This is a genomic window from Erwinia sorbitola (genome assembly GCF_009738185.1).
In the GTDB taxonomy this organism is placed as follows: domain Bacteria; phylum Pseudomonadota; class Gammaproteobacteria; order Enterobacterales; family Enterobacteriaceae; genus Erwinia; species Erwinia sorbitola.
This window is the reverse complement of record NZ_CP046509.1, coordinates 2,795,099-2,812,228: the sequence shown is the minus strand read 5'-3', so window position 1 is coordinate 2,812,228 and position 17,130 is coordinate 2,795,099. Positions and strand designations below refer to the sequence as shown.

General features: G+C 54.0%; 18 protein-coding genes. 16 read left to right on the top strand and 2 right to left on the bottom strand.

Going from position 1 to position 17,130, the window contains the following annotated elements:
- Window positions 1–59: 59 nt before the first annotated feature.
- The 8 genes from acpP (at window position 60) to ptsG (ending at window position 7,764) form a co-directional block, all read left to right on the top strand.
- On the top strand, window positions 60–296 hold the full coding sequence (gene acpP / locus GN242_RS12610; protein ID WP_004157115.1) for an acyl carrier protein: 237 nt from the start codon (window positions 60–62) through the stop codon (window positions 294–296).
- Window positions 297–384: 88 nt separating this feature from the next.
- A complete protein-coding gene (fabF, locus tag GN242_RS12605; protein ID WP_156287597.1) occupies window positions 385–1,626 on the top strand; it encodes a beta-ketoacyl-ACP synthase II in 1,242 nt (413 codons plus the stop codon).
- 135 nt (window positions 1,627–1,761) lie between these two features.
- Entirely contained in the window at window positions 1,762–2,559 is a 798-nt protein-coding gene (pabC, locus tag GN242_RS12600) for an aminodeoxychorismate lyase (RefSeq protein WP_154750770.1), read from the top strand.
- Between the two features lie 12 nt (window positions 2,560–2,571).
- Window positions 2,572–3,597, top strand: a complete 1,026-nt coding sequence (gene yceG, locus GN242_RS12595; RefSeq protein ID WP_154750771.1) for a cell division protein YceG — start codon at window positions 2,572–2,574, stop codon at window positions 3,595–3,597.
- A complete protein-coding gene (tmk, locus tag GN242_RS12590; protein ID WP_154750772.1) occupies window positions 3,587–4,219 on the top strand; it encodes a dTMP kinase in 633 nt (210 codons plus the stop codon). Before yceG ends, tmk begins: the two co-directional genes overlap by 11 nt.
- The gene (gene holB, locus GN242_RS12585) at window positions 4,216–5,214 is read left to right on the top strand and encodes a DNA polymerase III subunit delta' (protein ID WP_154750773.1); all 999 of its coding nucleotides are present in this window, start codon (window positions 4,216–4,218) and stop codon (window positions 5,212–5,214) included. Before tmk ends, holB begins: the two co-directional genes overlap by 4 nt.
- 10 nt (window positions 5,215–5,224) lie before the next feature.
- Window positions 5,225–6,016, top strand: coding sequence for a metal-dependent hydrolase (locus GN242_RS12580; protein ID WP_156287596.1), 792 nt, complete (start codon window positions 5,225–5,227; stop codon window positions 6,014–6,016).
- Window positions 6,017–6,330: 314 nt separating this feature from the next.
- Complete coding sequence (ptsG, locus tag GN242_RS12575; RefSeq protein ID WP_154750775.1) at window positions 6,331–7,764, top strand: PTS glucose transporter subunit IIBC; 1,434 nt, start codon at window positions 6,331–6,333, stop codon at window positions 7,762–7,764.
- Between the two features lie 56 nt (window positions 7,765–7,820).
- Here the strand turns inward: ptsG and bglB are convergent, their stop codons facing one another.
- The gene (gene bglB / locus GN242_RS12570; protein WP_156287595.1) at window positions 7,821–8,960 is read right to left on the bottom strand and encodes a beta-galactosidase BglB; all 1,140 of its coding nucleotides are present in this window, start codon (window positions 8,958–8,960) and stop codon (window positions 7,821–7,823) included.
- The gene (locus GN242_RS12565) at window positions 8,941–10,551 is read right to left on the bottom strand and encodes an MFS transporter (protein WP_156287594.1); all 1,611 of its coding nucleotides are present in this window, start codon (window positions 10,549–10,551) and stop codon (window positions 8,941–8,943) included. The genes bglB and GN242_RS12565 overlap by 20 nt, the downstream gene beginning before the upstream one ends.
- Window positions 10,552–10,923: 372 nt before the next feature.
- Here GN242_RS12565 and hinT point away from each other — a divergent pair, with 372 nt between their 5' ends.
- The 8 genes from hinT (at window position 10,924) to GN242_RS12525 (ending at window position 17,102) form a co-directional block, all read left to right on the top strand.
- A complete protein-coding gene (gene hinT, locus GN242_RS12560) occupies window positions 10,924–11,274 on the top strand; it encodes a purine nucleoside phosphoramidase (protein WP_154750778.1) in 351 nt (116 codons plus the stop codon).
- Window positions 11,275–11,300: 26 nt separating this feature from the next.
- Window positions 11,301–11,669, top strand: coding sequence for a YcfL family putative periplasmic lipoprotein (locus GN242_RS12555; RefSeq protein WP_154750779.1), 369 nt, complete (start codon window positions 11,301–11,303; stop codon window positions 11,667–11,669).
- Between the two features lie 47 nt (window positions 11,670–11,716).
- On the top strand, window positions 11,717–12,283 hold the full coding sequence (lpoB, locus tag GN242_RS12550; RefSeq protein WP_154751769.1) for a penicillin-binding protein activator LpoB: 567 nt from the start codon (window positions 11,717–11,719) through the stop codon (window positions 12,281–12,283).
- Window positions 12,267–13,118: a thiamine kinase gene (gene thiK, locus GN242_RS12545; RefSeq protein WP_156287593.1), complete on the top strand. Its 852-nt coding sequence runs from the start codon at window positions 12,267–12,269 to the stop codon at window positions 13,116–13,118. The genes lpoB and thiK overlap by 17 nt, the downstream gene beginning before the upstream one ends.
- A 15-nt stretch (window positions 13,119–13,133) precedes the next feature.
- Window positions 13,134–14,153, top strand: coding sequence for a beta-N-acetylhexosaminidase (nagZ, locus tag GN242_RS12540; protein WP_154750781.1), 1,020 nt, complete (start codon window positions 13,134–13,136; stop codon window positions 14,151–14,153).
- 40 nt (window positions 14,154–14,193) lie between these two features.
- On the top strand, window positions 14,194–14,736 hold the full coding sequence (gene ycfP, locus GN242_RS12535; protein WP_156287591.1) for an alpha/beta hydrolase YcfP: 543 nt from the start codon (window positions 14,194–14,196) through the stop codon (window positions 14,734–14,736).
- A gap of 246 nt (window positions 14,737–14,982) precedes the next feature.
- Complete coding sequence (locus GN242_RS12530; protein WP_156287590.1) at window positions 14,983–16,287, top strand: NAD(P)/FAD-dependent oxidoreductase; 1,305 nt, start codon at window positions 14,983–14,985, stop codon at window positions 16,285–16,287.
- Between the two features lie 275 nt (window positions 16,288–16,562).
- Window positions 16,563–17,102: a glycine zipper 2TM domain-containing protein gene (locus tag GN242_RS12525; RefSeq protein WP_156287589.1), complete on the top strand. Its 540-nt coding sequence runs from the start codon at window positions 16,563–16,565 to the stop codon at window positions 17,100–17,102.
- Window positions 17,103–17,130: the final 28 nt, after the last annotated feature.

The window sequence follows — 17,130 nt, the reverse complement described above, 5'->3', positions numbered from 1 at the left end:
ACATTTTATACACTACGAAAACCATCGCGAAAGCGAGTTTTGATAGGAAATTTAATAGTATGAGCACTATCGAAGAACGCGTTAAGAAAATCATTGGCGAGCAGCTGGGCGTTAAGCAGGAAGAAGTTGTTAATACTGCCTCTTTTGTAGAAGATCTGGGCGCTGATTCTCTTGATACCGTTGAGCTGGTAATGGCTCTGGAAGAAGAGTTCGATACCGAGATTCCGGACGAAGAAGCTGAGAAAATCACTACCGTTCAGGCTGCTATTGATTACATCAATGGTCACCAGGCATAAGTGAACATCTCCAGGCGGTCGCTCGACCGCCTGAGTTTTATCTGAACGTCCCACGCAGTGTCAACTTTTCCCTCCCTGGAGGACGAACGTGTCTAAGCGTCGTGTAGTTGTGACTGGTCTTGGCATGTTGTCTCCTGTCGGCAATACCGTAGAGTCCACCTGGAATGCTCTTGTTGCCGGTCAGAGTGGCATCAGCCTCATCGACCATTTTGATACTAGTGCCTACGCAACGCGTTTTGCTGGCTTAGTAAAAGATTTTAATTGTGATGAATTTATCTCGCGCAAAGATCAGCGCAAGATGGACGCCTTCATCCAATATGGAGTTGTCGCTGGCATTCAGGCCATGCAGGATTCCGGCCTGGAAATTACAGAAGAGAACGCTGAACGTATTGGTGCTGCTATCGGTTCCGGTATTGGCGGTCTTGGTCTTATTGAAGAAAACCACGCCTCTCTGGTGAATGGTGGCCCACGTAAAATCAGCCCGTTCTTTGTTCCTTCGACCATTGTTAACATGATCGCCGGGCATCTGACGATTATGTTTGGCATGAAAGGCCCAAGTATCTCCATCGCTACTGCCTGTACTTCTGGTGTGCATAACATTGGTCACGCTGCGCGTATCATCGCGTATAACGATGCTGACGTGATGCTGGCCGGTGGCGCAGAGAAAGCCAGTACGCCGCTGGGTGTAGGTGGGTTTGGTGCTGCACGTGCGCTTTCCACCCGCAACGACAACCCGCAGGCGGCAAGCCGTCCGTGGGATAAAGATCGTGATGGCTTTGTACTGGGTGATGGTGCAGGGCTGGTGGTGCTGGAAGAGTACGAACACGCGAAAAAACGCGGTGCGAAAATTTACGCTGAAATCGTCGGCTTTGGTATGAGCAGCGATGCCTACCATATGACATCTCCACCTGAAAATGGTGCGGGTGCGGCATTGGCGATGGTAAATGCACTGAAAGACGCACAGCTTTCACCTGATCAAATCGGTTACATCAACGCACACGGCACTTCAACGCCGGCCGGAGATAAAGCCGAAACGCAGGCGGTGAAGTCTGTCTTTGGTGCAAGTGCACACAGCGTGATGGTCAGTTCGACAAAATCCATGACCGGCCACCTGTTAGGGGCGGCGGGCGCGGTGGAGTCGATCTTCACTATTCTTGCACTGCGTGACCAGGTCATTCCGCCAACCATAAATCTGGATAATCCGGATGAAGGTTGCGATCTTGATTTTGTTCCGCATACGGCGCGTCAGACAAAAGGCCTGGAGTACACCCTGTGTAACTCCTTCGGTTTCGGCGGTACCAATGGTTCGCTGATTTTCCGTAAGATCTGAGTTTGTACTGTCCGAAAAAAAGGTCCGCACAGTGCGGGCCTTTTTTTATTGTGGCTGCAGGCGCACGACAATCAGATGATTCTGGCGGGATTGGCAGGTAATCTTGGCAGCGGAAGATAACGTGGAGTGAGCAATATGTGGGTCAATGGTGAAATGCGGGACAGTATCGAAGCCCGCGATCGCGCAGTACAGTTCGGTGACGGCTGTTTTACCACGGCGCGTGTCCACCAGGGACGTGTGCAGCGGATTGAGGCTCACCTTAAGCGTTTACAGCAGGCCTGTGAACGTCTGAAAATTGACGGGGTTGACTGGCGACGGCTCGAAAACGAAATGAGCTTTGCCGCGACAACCCGCAGTGACGGCGTATTGAAAGTCATTCTGACACGCGGCAGCGGCGGTCGTGGCTACAGTGCGACGGGATGCGCTGCCCCGGCGCGAATTATGTCAATCTCTGACTATCCCGCCCATTATCATTCGCTACGCCAAACCGGCGTCCGGCTGGCCCTGAGCAGCGTACGCCTGGGTAAAAACCCTCAGCTTGCCGGAATCAAGCACCTTAACCGCCTTGAGCAGGTACTGATTCGCACAGAGCTTGAGCAGACTGGCGCCGATGAGGCGCTGGTGCTTGACAGTGACGCTCTGCTGGTGGAATGCTGTGCGGCTAATTTATTCTGGCGCACGGGAAATCAGGTGTTTACCCCTGATTTAAGCGCGTCAGGCGTTAACGGTATTCAACGGCAGTGGGTTATGCAACAGGTGGTTCAGTCGGGGTTTACCCTGAAAGAAGTACGTGTCGGCATTGACGCTCTGGCAGCGGCAGAAGAAGTGCTGATCACCAACGCACTGATGCCCGTATTACCGGTTTATCAGGCTGAGAGCTGGCATTATTCATCGCGCCAGCTTTTTGCTCTGCTCTGCCACCATAATGAATGATGTGGGACTTTCATGACTAAAATCCGAAAAATTATTGTGGTTCTGCTCACTTTAGTGCTGCTGACGGCCGCCTATGGCTACTGGCAAACACGCCAGTTTGCTGACTCTGCGCTGACGATTGATAAAGAGACTATCTTCACCCTGCCAGCAGGCTCAGGGCGTGTGGTACTTGAAGCGCAGCTTGAGTCGAAGCACATTGTGCGCAGCGGCCCGTGGTTTGGCATTCTGTTAAAGCTGGAACCGGAACTGGCAAAATTCAAAGCCGGAACCTATCGTTTTACCCCTGATATGACCGTGCGGCAGATGCTGGAGTTACTGGCCAGCGGCAAAGAGGCGCAGTTTCCGCTGCGTTTCGTTGAGGGTACGCGTATGCAGGAGTGGCTGAGTCAGTTACGCAATGCGCCTTACATCAGGCACACCCTGGAAGACGACAAACTCGCGACCGTTGCTGCGGCATTGAAACTGGAAGGTGAGCAGGCGGGCGTTGAAGGCTGGTTCTATCCAGATACTTATCTCTATACCGCCAATACCAGCGACGTTGCGCTGCTGAAACGTGCTCATGAACGGATGAAAGAGCTGGTGGATAAAGAGTGGCAGGGCAAAATGGATAACCTGCCGTACAAAAGCAAAAATGATATGCTGACCATGGCCTCAATTATTGAGAAAGAGACGGCGGTCAGCGACGAGCGCAGCCGCGTGGCTTCAGTGTTTATTAACCGTCTGCGTCTGGGCATGCGCCTGCAAACCGACCCGACCGTCATCTACGGAATGGGGGATGCCTACAAAGGCACCCTGACGCGAAAGGATCTGGAGAGGCCGACTGCGTATAACACCTATACGATTAGCGGCCTGCCGCCAGGCCCGATTGCGATGCCAGGCAAAGCATCAGTGGCTGCGGCAGCACATCCGGATAAGACCGACTTCCTCTATTTTGTGGCCGATGGAAAGGGTGGTCATACGTTTACCACCAATCTGGCCAGTCATAATAAAGCCGTGCAGGTATATCGCCAGGCGATGAAGGGAAAAAATGAACAGTAAATTTATCGTTATTGAAGGCCTGGAAGGCGCAGGGAAAACTACCGCTCGTGATGCGGTGGTCAGTGAACTCCGGCGCCATGGCATTAACGACATTGTCTTTACGCGCGAACCCGGCGGCACTCCGTTGGCTGAGAAGCTTCGCGAGCTGATTAAGCAGGGCATTAACGATGAGCCGATTACCGCTCAGGCGGAGCTATTAATGCTTTATGCCGCCCGGGTACAGTTAGTTGAAAATGTCATTAAACCGGCACTGGCGCGCGGTGCCTGGGTCGTGGGTGACCGTCATGACCTCTCCTCTCAGGCCTACCAGGGGGGCGGTCGTGAGATGGACAGCGGCTTAATGCACAGCCTTAAGCAGGCGGTTCTGGGGGACTTTTCCCCGGATCTGACGCTCTACCTTGATGTCACTCCGGAAATCGGGCTGCAACGCGCTCGTGCCCGTGGTGCGCTGGATCGTATTGAGCAGGAGTCTCTTAACTTCTTTATCCGCACGCGCGAGCGATACCTTGAGCTGGCGGCTGCGGATAGCCGCATCAAAACAGTAGATGCGACACAGCCGCTGGATCAGGTCACCGCATCATTGCGCCAAACCCTCGATCAGTGGTTACAGGAACAGCGATGAAATGGTATCCGTGGCTGAATCACAGCTACCGACAGATCCTCAGCCAGCATCAGGCACAGCGCGGTCATCATGCGCTGCTGATTCAGGCATTGCCGGGAATGGGCGATGATGCCCTGATCTGGGGGATCAGCCGCTGGCTGATGTGTAAACAGCCTGACGGAGTTAAAAGCTGCGGTGAATGTCACTCCTGTCAGCTGATGCTGGCAGGAACTCACCCGGACTGGTACCGGCTGGAAGCAGAAAAGGGCAAAAATTCCCTCGGGATTGATGCCGTGCGCAGCGTCACCGAGAAGCTCTATCATCATGCCCAGCAGGGTGGGGCCAAAGTGGTCTGGCTGCCCGATGCCGGGCAGCTGACCGAAGCTGCCGCAAATGCGCTGTTGAAAACGCTGGAAGAGCCGCCGAAAAATACCTGGTTTCTTCTTAGCAGCCGTGAGCCATCCCGTCTGCTGCCGACCTTGCGCAGCCGTTGCCTGCTCTGGCATCTGGCCCCTCCGGGCGAAGGCCAAAGTCTGCAATGGTTACAAAAGAACTCCGCCGCCGCGCTGAACGAACGCACTGCTGCCCTCCGGCTGTCGGCGGGTGCACCTGCGGCCGCCCTGGCGCTACTGGATGATAAAATCTGGCAGCAGCGCCAGCGGGTTTGCGAAGCACTGCCTGCGGCATTACAGGGCGATATTATGAGCCTGCTGACCGTGTTACATCACGATGATGCCGCCCGGCGTATCGGCTGGATCTGCTCACTGCTGGTGGATGCCGTGAAGTGGCAGCAGGGCGGAGGGCAATATATCAGCAACCCCGACCGGCAGGCGGAGGTGATCCAGATTGCCAGCCTGTTGCCTGCCAGCGCCATTGATGCCAGCCTGCGCCAGTGGATCATCTGTCGTGACCGCCTGTTGAATGTGGTCGCTGTAAATCGTGAATTGCTGCTGACTGAGCAGTTACTGAGCTGGGAGGCCCTGCTCAACCCGGCCTCTGCCAGTTCACCGCTTTAGAGAGTAAATTATGTTTTTGGTTGATTCCCATTGCCACCTTGATGGCCTGAATTATGAAACCCTGCACCAGGATGTGTCGGATGTGCTGGCAAAAGCCGCCGCTCGTGATGTGAAATTTATGCTGGCGGTGGCGACCACGCTGCCGGGCTATTCAGCGATGGTTGACCTGATTGGCGAGCGTCCGAACGTGGCTTACTCCTGCGGGGTGCACCCGCTGCATCTGCAAGAAGAGTATGACTATGCTGAACTGCGTGAGCTGGCTGCCCATCCTCGAGTTATTGCCATGGGTGAAACAGGTCTGGACTATTTTTACCAAAAAGAGACCATGGAGCGCCAGCAGGCATCCTTCCGTGAACATATCCGTATCGGGCGCGATCTGAATAAACCGGTAATTGTGCACACCCGCGATGCCCGGGCAGATACCCTGGCAATCCTGCAAGAAGAGCAGGCGCAGGATTGCGGCGGCGTACTGCACTGTTTCACTGAAGACCGTGAAACCGCAGCAAAACTGCTGGATATGGGCTTCTATATCTCCTTTTCCGGCATTGCTACCTTTAAGAATGCCGAGCAGATCCGCGAAGCCGCCCGCTATGTGCCGCTGGACAGGATGCTGGTTGAAACCGACTCGCCGTATCTGGCTCCGGTACCTCATCGTGGTAAAGAAAATCAGCCCGCGTATACCCGCGATGTGGCGGAATACATGGCGGTAGTGAAAGGTGTGACTATCGCTGAGATGGCGCAGGCGACTACGGAGAACTTTTCTCGCCTGTTCCATGTGCCGATGTCACGTCTGTCAGACTGACAGCCGCAGCGACATTTCTTTTATAGCTCGTAATTAATAGGCAAAAGTCGTAAAGTGCAGCGCCTCTGAATCAGGCTCTGCATTTTTTTGTGCGAAAAACTGGCTTTTTTTGTCAATTTTTACTAAAGAAGTGACGCGCGTTCAACGAAACGTGATAGCCATCAAACTAATTTTCACTGATTTATTTTACCCTTCGTAATAAATACCGAGAGCGCTTTAGACGCTCCTTATTTTGTAGCACCCGCAAAGGATCCTCCCCCTTTGCAACGCGCACAGCGCGAAAAAAAGCACTCATACTCAGGAGCTTTATAACTATGTTCAAAAATGCATTTGCGAACCTGCAAAAGGTCGGTAAATCGCTGATGTTGCCCGTATCGGTGCTGCCGATTGCGGGGATCCTGCTCGGTGTTGGCTCTGCTAACTTCGCCTGGCTGCCAGCGGTAGTTTCTCATGTTATGGCCGAAGCCGGTGGTTCAGTGTTTGCTAACATGCCGCTGATCTTCGCTATCGGTGTTGCGCTGGGCTTCACCAACAACGACGGTGTTTCCGCACTGGCCTCAGTTGTGGCTTACGGCATCATGGTGAAAACCATGGCAGTTGTGGCACCACTGGTATTACATCTGCCTGCCGAAGAAATTGCGGCGAAACACCTGGCGGATACTGGTGTGCTGGGCGGCATCATCGCCGGTTCCATCGCTGCGTATATGTTTAACCGCTTCTATCGCATCAAGCTGCCTGAGTACCTGGGCTTCTTTGCGGGTAAACGTTTCGTTCCGATCATCTCCGGTTTTACCGCGATCTTCCTCGGTGTAGCGCTCTCCTTTATCTGGCCTCCAATCGGAACGGCGATTCAGGAGTTCTCACAGTGGGCGGCGTATCAGAACCCGGTAGTGGCATTCGGCATCTACGGTGTGGTTGAGCGTGCACTGGTACCATTCGGTCTGCATCACATCTGGAACGTTCCTTTCCAGATGCAAATTGGTGAGTTCACCAATGCCGCAGGTCAGGTATTCCACGGTGATATCCCACGCTATATGGCGGGTGACCCGACCGCAGGTAAACTGTCAGGTGGCTTCCTGTTCAAAATGTACGGTCTGCCGGCTGCGGCGATTGCTATCTGGCACTCAGCTAAACCTGAGAACCGTGCCAAAGTGGGCGGTATCATGATCTCCGCTGCGCTGACCTCATTCCTGACTGGTATTACCGAACCGATCGAGTTCTCGTTCATGTTCGTGGCACCAATCCTGTATGCAATCCACGCGATTCTGGCAGGCCTGGCATTCCCAATCTGTATCCTGCTGGGTATGCGTGACGGTACCAGCTTCTCTCACGGCCTGATCGACTTTATCGTACTGAGCGGTAACAGCAGCAAAATCTGGCTGTTCCCGATTGTCGGTATCATTTATGGCCTGATCTACTACACCATCTTCCGTGTACTGATCGCCAAGCTGGATCTCAAAACCCCGGGTCGTGAAGAAACGACCAGCGAGCAGACCGTGGGTAACGCCAATGAAATGGCGGCTAACCTGGTAGCAGCATTCGGCGGTAAAGAGAACATCACCAACCTGGATGCCTGCATCACCCGTCTGCGTGTCAGCGTGGCCGATGTGAGCAAAGTTGACCAGGCTGGACTGAAGAAACTGGGTGCGGCAGGCGTTGTCGTGGCAGGTTCAGGCGTTCAGGCGATTTTCGGTACTAAATCCGATAACCTGAAAACTGATATGGATGATTTCATTCGTAACTCATAATTGATTACGACATTATCATCGGAAAAAGGGGCGCATAAGCGCCCCTTTTTCTATGCTCAGAGATATACCCGCAGATACTCCGTCATACACAGCAGCGCCATCGCCTGGCCGTAGGGCATTGAGGTTAGCGGGATCTGGCGGTAATACTCCAGATCGCTCCCCATTGCCGTACCAAATGACACCTGCGTCAGCTCACCCTCATCATTGATATGTTCCATCACTCCTTTCAACGCCCGTTCAGCAACCGGATAATAGTCGCGGCTCAGATAGCGTTTACGTACCGCTTTTAGGATACCGTAGGCAAAACCTGCGGTCGCCGAGGCTTCCAGATAGGAATCGCGATCGTCCAGCAGCGTATGCCACAGCCCGCTTTCGTGCTGGCAATCCGCCAGCGCTTTCACCTGAGTTTCCAGTATCTGAAGCAGATAGCGCCGGGTGGCATGCTGTTCCGGCCAGTTCATCAGCTCTAAAAAATCAGGAATGGCAATCGTCAGCCAGCTGTTACCACGCGCCCAGCGGGCGTTAGCGAAGTTATGATGACCATCAAACGTCCAGCCGTGGAACCACAGGCCACTCTGGCGATCCATCAGATATTGCGTATGCAGCAGAAACTGATAGGTCGCTTCTTCCACGAACTCAGGGCGATCAAGCAGCTGACCGATTTTTGCCAGTGGCATTACGCACATCATCAGCGTGTCATCCCACATCTGCTGGTGATTTTCATTGTTGTAAACCAGATGCTGAATACCGTTATGCTCAGTGCGCGGCATTTCATACATGACCCACTCCGCCCAGCGCTCCAGCACCGGCATTAGCGCCGGGTCACGACTCTCTTCATAGCGACAGGCGAGGGTAAGCAGCGGGCAGACTGTATTAACATTTTTGGTTGGCGTGCCTTCCTGTAAACGCGCGCGGAACCAGTCATCAATACGTTGCAGCGTCTGTTTGTCGCCAGTCTGCTGGTAGTAGTGGTACATGCCGTACAGCCCGATACCGTGCGTCCATTCCCATCCGGCCCAGCCTTTGGTATCAATCACCCGGCCATCATCAAGGCGCAGCAAAAACTCACCGCTGCTATCGGTAATGCCCACCAGATTGTCACTGAGACGGGTAATCAGCTGCTGTAGTGAGGCGCGGGGCAGCAGGAATTCGGGCTGACGTAGCAGCGCGCTGTGCTTAACCGGATAAACTGTCATCTTGATGCTCCTGAGGTCGGATAGCAGGGAAGGCGACGCGTGTTTCTGACAGCGCAGCCGCCTGAGGTTTATTTCGATTGAGGTAACCAATATTGTTGTTGCCCCACAGATTCTCATACGGCATACCCGTCAAGGTTTCGACCACCGCGCGTGCCTGTGGGGTGAGCTGCTGCGGAACCACACCATCTGCCAGTCGCATTTTGTGGGTCTCTGCGCGCAGGGTGTGGTGAGTGGCAAGATTGAGCTTGAAACGCAGTGAGATAATAAAGCCGAACGTCAGCATCACCAGCGTCCCCACGCTGAGGATAAAGACGATGGTATGGCCCACCTGCGGCAGCTGCTCTGGCCGCCCCGAGACAAACCCGGAGAGTTGCAGCACGATGCCGACGATCATCACCGCACCCGCCTGAGAAGCTTTACGCGTCAGCGTCATAATCCCGGCAAAGATGCCTTCACGCCGCTGGCCGGTAATTGCTTCATCCACATCAGCGATATAGGTATAAATATTCCAGGGAACATAGTTAATGCCGCCACGCCCGAGGCCGGCCATTGCAGAAATCAGCACCAGCAGCGCCAGATTGTTGCTCATACCTGCATACCACAGCAGACAGTAAGAGAGGGCGCTGGCAGCGAACAGCACCACAACCAGACGATAGGCCGGAGCAGGGCCGATGCGGATGCAGAGCGGGATCATGCCAATCACTGCGATAAATTGCAGTACCGCCATGGTGCCCATCAGGTTAGAGGCCAGCTGTGCGCTCTGCATCAGGACAAACACCACATACCAGGTAAACACCGCGTTAAATACGTCCTGGGCGATATAGCCACCGAGATACATGCCAAGATGCTGGCGAAAAATACGGATGCGTAGCGTCGAACTGAGTTCGACATACAGCCGTTTCAGGCTCTGACCCAGCGTTAGCTGTTTTCTCTCTGCCTCGGCGCGTTTCGACTCCTCCGACAGCGCATCCGCCGGGCGTTCCCAGGTGAAGAACCACACCAGGGCCAGCACGATGGCGCAAATAGTGGAGAATACCAGGCTGGAGTAGAAGAATGAGATGGCATTGTCTTTGCCGAAGATCCCCAGCAGGATCCCCGGCAGAAAGGCGGCTAAGATGGCCGAAAGCTGGGCGAGAGCAATACGTGCACCGGAAAAACGGGTTTTCTGTTTAAAATCGTCAGTCATCTCCGGTACCAGCGTTTCATACGGTACCAGTACCATGGTGTAGACAATATCAAACAGCAGGTAGGTAAGCAGATACCACAGGTAGCTCATATCACCGACCCACATCAGGCTGTAGCTGAATACGCAGGGGATGCCGAGCAGAATAAAGAACTTACGGCGGCCAAAACGTTTTCCCAGCCGGGTGCTGCCGAAATTATCGGTAAGAAAGCCCATCAGCGGGCTGATCACCGCGTCCAGTACCCGGGCAAGGGCAAAGATAAAGGTCGCTTCAATTGGCGTCAGGCCACAGAAGGTGGTGTAGAAATAGAGTAGCCATGCGGCGGTCAGCGCCGTGGTTCCGGCACCGAGGAAATCCCCCGAACCGTAGGCGAGATAATTTGCCAGTCCGATCTTACGAGTGTGCATCAGGACAACTCCTTGCGCAGTAGGGTGGTTTCAACCACAGATTCCGGACAACTCAGACGGATGCTGAAAAAATAGAGCCTCAGAAGCGGACGAACCTTGCCGTTTTTGCCAACAGGCAGGTGGGAATGGCAAAATATCCTTTATCGGGATGCCATATGTCATAATTTATAAAACAGTGTTTTGTTTTTAGCGGAATTAGCGGTTCATTTTTGTGAGGGGTGACCCAAAAGCCTTAACGCGGAAGCCCGGCACTGATGAAATGATGTAAAGGCGAACGATTAACGAAAGAAAAGTCAGTTGCAGGTTGAAAGAAAACGATTTTCTCGCTCATACTGCGGTAACGTTATTGACTCGATCATAAGGAGAGCCAGCATGGCTGAAGAAACGATATTCAGTAAAATTATCCGCCGTGAAATTCCGGCCAACATCGTTTATCAGGACGAACTGGTCACAGCGTTTCGCGATATCTCGCCACAGGCACCCACCCATATTCTGATTGTGCCGAACCTGCTTATCCCTACCGCTAACGATGCGGTGGCCGGGCATGAAGCTGCGCTGGGGCGCATGATCACCGTAGCGGCGAAAATCGCAAAAGATGAAGGGATTGCGGAAGACGGCTATCGACTGATCATGAACTGCAATAAACACGGCGGTCAGGAGGTTTATCACATCCACCTGCACCTTGTCGGTGGCCGTCCTTTAGGCCCTATGCTGACATCGTGAATGCCAACAAAAACGGACAAAATGCTATGCGGGCAAGCCTGACGGCCATTACGTTTATGATTGCGTTAGCCGGATGCAGCAGCGATCGCACCACCATCAATACCTCACAGTCTCTGGTGATGGAGTCATCGGTGTTGTCGGCGGGGATCACAACCGATGAGCCGACCATCCGTGAGACAGAAGGGCAGCAGCGCGCGTCAACGGTACTATTCAATCAGCAGGAAAAGCCGGTTAAGGTGACCTACCGCTTCTACTGGTATGATGATAAAGGGCTGGAGATTTTGCCGTTTGAGCGACCAACAACCCTGATGGTGCCAGCCCATGGTAAAGCCGAAATTTCATCTCAAACCGGTAATCTGACGGCGAGCAAAGTTCGTCTCTACCTGTATCTGTAAGGAGTCATCGTGTGACCAGCAATATCTTTAAACTCTCAGGCGTGCTGATGCTGGCGCTGTTTCTGAGCGGCTGTATTCTCAAAGAACAGGAACAGCCCCAGCAGCCTCCAGCGCCGGTTGAACCGGTACAGCCGCCGGTTACCGTGCCGGAGCAGCCGAAAGCGGAACCGGGCCAGAATGTGCCGCCACCGCCGAAAATTCAGACGCTCAACTGGCCGGCCAGCGTATCGCCGCTGGTGGCTCAGATGCTAAAAACCGACGGCATCACTGCGGGTAGCGTGCTGCTGGTGGACAATGTCAAAAACAGCACCAATGGCAGCCTGCAAAGTGCCAAGGCGACGGCTGCACTGCAAAGCGCGCTGAAGGATAAAACCCAGTTTACGCTGGTGACTCCGCAGCAGCTGGCTGTGGCTAAACAGACGCTGGGTTTGTCAGCTGATGACAGCCTGGTTTCGCGCAGCAAGGCGGTGGGCCTGGCGCGTTATGTGGGGGCGCAGTATGTTCTCTACAGCAATGCGGAAGGGGATGTGAAATCACCGACGCTGCAAATGCAGTTAATGCTGGTTCAGACCGGCGAAATTATCTGGTCTGGCAGCGGTGCCGTTCTGCACTGATCCCGCCCTTGAGCGGCTGATAACGCAACAATTTCCGGCGGCGCGAGCCGCCGGTTCTTTTTTGCCCCTCGATGGATTAAGCGGGCTGAGTGTTCAGCTTTGCCTGGAAGGCATCCCGCTGCTGGCACGCCGCGCTGCCGGAAAAACGCTGATGCCAGGCGTTAATCGCCAGCGTGAATATCGTCTGCTGCGCAAGCTGAACGCCAGCGGTCTTACTCCCGGTGTGTATGGCCGCAATGCAGAATGGTTACTACTGGGCTGGCAGCCGGGCGTGGAGCTGCTGCCAGCCCAGTGGGATAAGTGGCTGGAGAGGCTGGTAAATGAGCTTGTCCGTCTACACCGCCAGCCGCTGACGGGCTATCCGGTACGGCTGCTGCCGCTGCTGATGGAGTACTGGCAGCGCAGTGTGCCGTCACGGCGTCAGATACACTGGCTGCGCGCGTTAAAGCGCTGTCAGCAGCAGGGGGAACCCAGGCCATTACGCTGCGGCGTATTGCATATGGATATTCACTGCGGAAATCTGATTGCGGATAATTCCCGGCTGCGCTTGATTGACTGGGAGTACGCCGGAGATGGCGATGTGGCGCTTGAACTGGCGGCGATAGTCAGCGGCAATGAACTGGATAAGCAGCAGCGACAGCGGCTGATCGGCTGCTACGCGGCGCAGCAACAATTCGATTATGACACGCTGCAACGGCAGGTTGACCGTTGGCTGCCGTGGCTCGACCTGCTGGCAACCAGCTGGTATGAGCTGCGCTGGCAGCAGAGTGGCGAACACCATTTTAAGACGCTGGCAGCCACAGGCTGGCAGCGCATATCATCAGGTAAGAGGTGAAGTGTGGGACCGGTAATGTTGGATGTACAGGGCTGCGAACTGGATGCTGAAGAGCGCGAAATTTTACAGCATCCGCTGGTCGGGGGGCTGATTCTGTTCAGCCGTAACTACCATGATCCGGCGCAGCTACGTGAACTGGTGCGTCAGATACGAGCAGCATCGCGCCATCGTCTGGTGGTAGCCGTGGATCAGGAGGGGGGCCGGGTGCAGCGCTTCCGCGACGGTTTTACCCGTCTTCCGGCAATGCAGGCCTTCGCTGCGCTGCATCGCGGCGAGCAGGCCGAAGCGCTGGCCCAGCAGGCAGGCTGGCTGATGGCTGCTGAAATGATTGCGATGGATATTGATATCAGCTTCGCCCCGGTGCTGGATATCGGCCACGGTAGCGCGGCCATCGGTGAGCGCTCATTCCATGAAGATCCGGCTATTGCGCTGCAAATGGCGCGTTGCTTTATCCGTGGCATGCATGATGCCGGTATGAAAACCACCGGAAAACATTTCCCTGGCCACGGTGCAGTAAGTGCAGACTCCCACAAGGAAACACCGCGCGACACCCGCAGTGAAGCTGAGATTCGTCAGCATGATATGCCGATCTTTAAGCAGCTGATTGCCGAACAGGCGCTCGACGCGATTATGCCTGCCCATGTTATCTATACTGAAGTCGATCCGCGTCCGGCCAGTGGTTCATCACACTGGCTGAAAACCGTACTGCGTCAGGAGCTGGGCTTTAACGGTGTTATTTTCTCAGACGACCTGTCGATGGAAGGCGCGGCGATTATGGGGAGCTACGCCGAGCGGGGGCAGGCGGCGCTGGATGCCGGATGCGATATGATTCTGGTGTGCAATAATCGTCAGGGAGCGGTGAGCGTGTTGGATAACCTGTCGCCGATCAATGCTGAAAGAGTAGCGCAGCTTTACCATCAGAGTTCGTATACCCATCAGCAACTGCGCGACTCTTCGCGCTGGAAAGAGACCAGTGCCATACTGAGTCAGCTTCAGCAACGCTGGCTGGACTATAAAGCCGCGGCAGGCATCTAGCTTTCAGATTGCCTGTGGCACAATAACGGTGAGAATAACGATGATTATTTATCTGCACGGTTTTGATTCAAACAGCCCTGGCAACCATGAGAAGGTGTTACAGCTGCAATTTATTGATCCGGATGTCCGGCTGCTCAGTTACAGCACCCGGCATCCTAAACATGATATGCAGCATCTGCTGAAAGAGACCTACAGGATGTTGCAGCAAACCGACGACGATCGCCCATTGATTTGCGGTGTTGGTCTTGGGGGGTACTGGGCGGAACGTATTGGTTTCCTCTGCAATATACGCCAGGTGATGTTTAACCCCAATCTGTGGCCACAGGAAGTGATGGAAGGCAAGATTGACCGCCCGGAAGAGTACGCGGATATTGCGACCAAATGCGTGGGTAACTTTCGCGAAAAGAATCGCGATCGCTGCCTTACCATTCTCTCACGCCACGACGAAGCACTGGATAACCAGCGTAGCGCAGCCGAACTGCACCACTTTTATGAGCTGGTGTGGGATGAGGTGGAAGGTCATAAGTTCAAAAACATTTCTCATCATCTTCCGCGTATTAAAGCGTTCAAATCCTTAGGTTAATTCCTCTCTATTCTCCGCTTAAAAGATGACCCTTGCCCGCTAAAAGGCGGGCTGCTGACAGGGTCTTTATTCGTACTATTCTTAGTTTTGCTAATAAAATTGACCAGGATCAATTTTCTTAGATCAGATGAATTCCTACGTGTTATTCTGGCCCCAGCTCGCGAATTAATATCGCCAACCCTATGTTAATTAAGGTTATTTATTTAACTTTTAATTAACGATTGGTTTACTTTTAGAGAGGGTCGTTTGACAACACCTATGAAGAAAATTGTTATCATTGGCGGGGGTGCCGGGGGTCTTGAACTGGCCACTCAGCTGGGGCACAAACTGGGCCGCAAGAAGAAAGCACAGATCACCCTGGTAGACCGCAACCATAGTCATCTCTGGAAACCTCTGTTACATGAAGTTGCCACCGGATCGCTGGATGAAGGCATTGATGGTCTTAGCTACCTGGCCCATGCGCACAAGCATGGTTTCAGCTTCCAGCTGGGTACGCTGACCGATCTTGACCGGGAAAATAATCGTCTTAAGCTGGCAGAAATTCGCGATGCGCAGGGCGAACTGCTGGTGCCTGAGCGTGAACTGGCCTACGACACGCTGGTGATGGCGCTGGGCAGTACCTCTAACGACTTCGGCACGCCTGGGGTGAAAGATAACTGCATTTTCCTCGATAACCCGCATCAGGCACGTCGTTTCCACAATGAGATGCTGAACCTGTTTCTGAAGTTCTCGGCCAGTGAGGGCAGCCAGGAGAAGGTGAACATCGCGATTGTTGGCGCAGGGGCCACCGGGGTGGAGCTGTCAGCCGAGCTGCATAATGCGGTGAAACAGCTGCACAGCTATGGCTATAAAGGTCTGGACAGCCAGGCGCTGAACGTAACGCTGGTGGAAGCTGGCGACCGTATTTTGCCTGCACTGCCGCCGCGTATCTCCAGCGCAGCGCACAGTGAGCTGACCAAGCTGGGTGTGCGCGTACTGACGCAGACGATGGTGACCAGCGCTGATAAGAAAGGCCTGAACACTAAAAGTGGCGAATTTATCGATGCCGATCTGATGGTCTGGGCAGCGGGTATCAAAGCACCGGACTTTATGAAAGATCTGGGCGGCCTGGAAACCAACCGCATTAACCAGCTGGTGGTGGAGCCAACCTTGCAGACCACTCGTGATCCAAATATTTATGCGATCGGTGACTGTGCATCCTGTGCCCTGCCTGCTGGCGGCTTTGTACCACCGCGTGCGCAGTCTGCGCATCAGATGGCGTCGCGCGTGCTGTCAAATATTCTTGCAGAGATGAAAGGGCAGCCGCAGAAACCATACGTCTATAAAGACCACGGTTCGCTGGTGTCACTCTCTCGTTTTAGTACCGTTGGTAGCCTGATGGGTAACCTGATGCGCGGCTCAATGATGGTGGAAGGACGCATTGCGCGTTTTGTCTATATCTCACTGTATCGCATGCATCAGATTGCTCTGCACGGTTACTTTAAGACCGGGCTGATGATGCTGGTTGGCAGCATTAACCGCGCTATCCGTCCGCGCCTGAAACTGCACTAATACCGCGCCGGCCACGGCACGAAGTAAAAAAACGGCTTATAACCTTCCGCTATTATAAGCCGTTCTTCTGACCCACCCCTGAAATCCCCCCGATAAGAACTCTCTTAAAAGCTTTCGCTTATCATGCCAAAGCTGATTTTCGTCCAGTATTCTTATTGTCACAATTCATTACTGGCAGCAAAATTCCTGTTAATTACTACGGCGCGTCGCGCACGCCGGAAATGCCGCCTCCAGAGCTGGCAACTATGCGCGGTAACGATGTCAGGAGGTTTCCTGTGAATAAATCCATGTTAGCGGGTATTGGTATCGGTGTTGTGGCTGCACTTGGTGTGGCGGCTGTTGCCAGTATGAATGTGTTCGATCGCAGTCCGCAATACGCGCAGGTGCTGTCAGCTACGCCAATCAAAGAGACGCTTAAAAATCCTCGTCAGGAGTGCCGTAATGTCACGCTGACTCACCGCCGTGCGGTGCAGGATGAACACCGCATCACCGGCTCAGTACTTGGTGCCGTTGCTGGTGGCGTGCTGGGGCATCAGTTTGGTGGCGGTCGTGGCCGGGATGTGGCAACGGTAGCGGGTGCGCTGGCCGGTGGCTACGGCGGTAATCAGGTACAGGGCGCCATGCAGGATCGCGATACCTACACCACTACCGAGCAGCGTTGCAAAACGGTCTATGATAAGCAGGAAAAAATGCTGGGTTACGATGTAACCTACAAAATCGGCGACCAGCAGGGCAAGATTCGCATGGAGAGTGACCCCGGTATGCGCATCCCCCTTGATAACAACGGACAGTTAGTGTTGAGCAATAAAGCTTAAGACGAAGCTGACAGGGGCGAAGCACCAC